2 protein-coding genes and 1 pseudogene are annotated in these 1,310 nt (G+C 68.9%); all 3 read right to left on the reverse strand.

Translation table 11 applies throughout. The features are described from left to right. Nucleotides 1-63: 63 nt before the first annotated feature. On the reverse strand, nucleotides 64-477 hold the full coding sequence (locus H926_RS0103980) for an NADH:ubiquinone oxidoreductase subunit NDUFA12 (RefSeq protein ID WP_022675162.1): 414 nt from the start codon (nucleotides 475-477) through the stop codon (nucleotides 64-66). Nucleotides 478-593: 116 nt separating this feature from the next. Continuing rightward, nucleotides 594-1,115, reverse strand: a complete 522-nt coding sequence (locus tag H926_RS0103985) for a DUF192 domain-containing protein (protein ID WP_028657556.1) — start codon at nucleotides 1,113-1,115, stop codon at nucleotides 594-596. Continuing rightward, a pseudogene (locus tag H926_RS32960) lies at nucleotides 1,099-1,310 on the reverse strand (hypothetical protein); the annotation flags it as partial. The gene H926_RS0103985 and the pseudogene H926_RS32960, both read right to left, overlap by 17 nt.

Here is a 1,310-nt window from a genome sequence, read left to right on the forward strand (position 1 = left end):
CGGCCAGCAACAGCGTGCCGCCGGCCAGCAGGACCGCAACCGACAGCGCGCGGCGGGCAGGCATCAGCCTTCGGGCGACCAGGCTTCGTAATCGCCGGTGGCAGCGGCGCGATGGCCACCGCGTTCCAGCGCGCCCTGCGGGCGATAGGCCGCGGCCGTGCCCGTGGCGTTGGGGGTGAATTCCACTTCCCAGATGCGCGGCGGCGGCAGGTTGCTTTCCGGCACGCCATCGAGCGTGCCATGCAGCCAGCCATGCCATTCGGCCGGCACGCGGCTGGCGTCGTTGGCGCCGTTGTAGATCACCCAGCGACGCTCGCGGCCCTGGAACGGATGTCCCTTGGGATACGGCTTCTTGGCCCGGTAATACTTGTTGCCCTGGGCATCGTGGCCCACGAGTTCGCCATTGCGGGCGCTGTCGAGCAGGGTGCCGAAGGTGGCGCCGTCCCACCAGGTGAAGATCTTGCCGAGAATGCTCATGAAGCTCTTGTTCCAGTTGCCGCCCGCCGCGGCGGGTTTCCTTGCCCCTAGCCCCTGCAAGGGGGAGTCGGCAAGGGTGCTGTTGCACCTGCGTTGCCGACGATCCCTCGAGGCGTTTACCAGGCGATCTTGTCACCGGGCTTGAGCCCGATCTGCGCGGCGCGCCCGCCATTGAGTTCGAGCACGGCCGCCGCCGGCCCGGTGGAGGGCAGCGGGCTCAGGTCATAGGGCACGGCGTTGGCCGCCACGTTGAGCACGCGGTGGTTGGGGCCGATGAAGATGATGTCGAGCGGGATCACCGTGTTCTTCATCCAGAACGCGGCCATGCGCGGCGGGTCCATCGGAAAGATCATGCCCTCGTCCGCGCCCATCGCGGTGCGGAACATCAGGCCCTTTTCCTGTTCCTCGCCGGTCACGGCCACTTCCACGCGAAACTGGTGGGTGCCGCCCTTGGTGGCGATCGCCAGGGGAATGACCTTGAGGCCCGAGATCGGATGGACGCCAACCGCGCCGGTGGGCGCGGGCATCGCATCGGACTTGTGATGGCCGGCGTCGGCCGTGGCCGGGGAACAGGCCATGATGCCCAGTGCCAGGGCGAGTGCCGCGCCCATCATCCCGGTCTTAATCGTCTGCGTCATAAACCCAATCTTCCGCTTCGCGTTCGCCCGCTGCATTCACCAGCGCGCGCGCCATGGCAAGGGGGTGCCCTGCCCTCAGGAACACGGCCACCTGCTTTTCCCGCACGGCCGGGTCGATCCGCCCATCGTCATCGCGCGGGCCGAACGGGCCCAGCCGCCGCTTGCGCGCCAGGGCGAGCGCGGCGGCGCGGGCCT

This window comes from Novosphingobium sp. B-7 (genome assembly GCF_000410615.1).
Lineage (GTDB): Bacteria > Pseudomonadota > Alphaproteobacteria > Sphingomonadales > Sphingomonadaceae > Novosphingobium > Novosphingobium capsulatum.

Coding starts and splice junctions, on each gene's coding strand:
- H926_RS0103980 (WP_022675162.1), bottom strand. CDS start 477: ATGAGCATTCTCGGCAAGATCTTCACCTGGTGGGACGGCGCCACCTTC.
- H926_RS0103985 (WP_028657556.1), bottom strand. CDS start 1,115: ATGACGCAGACGATTAAGACCGGGATGATGGGCGCGGCACTCGCCCTG.